Source organism: Actinospica durhamensis (genome assembly GCF_018139695.1).
In the GTDB taxonomy this organism is placed as follows: Bacteria; Actinomycetota; Actinomycetes; order Streptomycetales; family Catenulisporaceae; genus Actinospica; species Actinospica durhamensis.
Map to the genome: position 1 here is coordinate 1 of NZ_JAGSOG010000598.1, position 1,172 is coordinate 1,172.

The window sequence follows — 1,172 nt, forward strand, 5'->3', positions numbered from 1 at the left end:
CCGCCCGCGCGCCGCCCTATTCGGTTTGCGGACCTCCCCCCACATCCGTGTACACTCGACCAGTCGGCAACCGCGGATCGCAAGATCAGCGGAAAACGGCACCCGCGCCCGTAGCTCAACGGATAGAGCATTTGACTACGGATCAAAAGGTTAGGGGTTCGAATCCCTTCGGGCGCACCGATGAAGTCCCCAGCTCAGTGGCTCTGAGCTGGGGATTCTTTGTTTAGGCGTTGATTCACTGGTCTAGTCCATCGCTACCTTCGCTTGCGTATGGCGCCCCGTGGGCGAGTGAGGGGCGAGTCGATGAAAGTACCTTCGGTGGTTGTGCCTGTTGCGCCCCGATTGCGTAGGCATCCGCCCTATAATTCCGCCGCTCGTGTCGCATGGTGCTTATCCGGTCGTTCTTGCCTGGTGACTGGGCGATAGCGGCGTGGGCCGTGGCGGGCGCGCTGTCTATTCGTCCTCGTGGGGGTCTGTGTCTTGGTCGTCGTGTTCTGCGGCGAGCAGGTCGGCGATGAGGTCGGCGGCTTCGCGTTTGGCTTCGTCGACGACGGAGGTGTAGATGTCGGCGGTGATGGTGACGGAGGAGTGGCCGAGCATCGCGGAGACGGTCTTGAGGTCGACTCCGGCGGCGCGTGCCAGGGTCGCGGCGCCGTGCCGCAGGTCGTGCAGCCGTACCGGGGGCAGACCGGCTTGCTTGGTCAGGGCCTGGAAGTGGGTGAGGAACTGGTCGGGTGTGAGGTGGTCGCCGTAGTGGTCGGTGAAGACCCAGCCGGCGTCGTTCCATTCGTTCCCGGCTTTCGTGGCCCAGGTGCGCTGGCGTCGGCGGTGTTTGGCGAGGGCGGTCAGGACGGGTTTGGGTGCGATGACGGTGCGTTCCCCGGCGGCTGTTTTGGTGGGGGTGACCTGGGGGGTCCAGTTGACTTGGATGATCTGCCGGTCGATGCCGATGGTGCCGGTGCGGAAGTCGATGTCGGTCCAGCGCAGGCCGGCTGCTTCGCCGCGGCGTAGGCCGAGGTGGGCGACCAGGACGTAGTAGGCGTGGAGTTCGTGGCGCTCGGAGTGGGTGAGGAACGCGCGGGTGTGAGGCGCGGTCCAGACCATGACGGGGCTGGGGATCTCGCCGGTGCGGCGCCAGTGGGTGACGCGGGCGTCGGTCCAGAGCATGGGGC

1 protein-coding gene and 1 tRNA gene are annotated in these 1,172 nt (G+C 65.9%); one reads left to right on the forward strand and one right to left on the reverse strand.

Features of this window, described 5'->3' with window-relative positions; all coding sequences use genetic code 11:
• The first annotated feature begins 104 nt into the window (after nucleotides 1-104).
• Nucleotides 105-177: transfer RNA gene (locus KDL01_RS41280), tRNA-Arg, on the forward strand.
• A 276-nt stretch (nucleotides 178-453) separates the two neighbouring features.
• Here the strand turns inward: KDL01_RS41280 and KDL01_RS41285 are convergent.
• Nucleotides 454-1,172 (reverse strand): site-specific integrase (locus KDL01_RS41285; protein WP_212534170.1); only part of this gene is annotated, 719 nt, incomplete at its 5' end.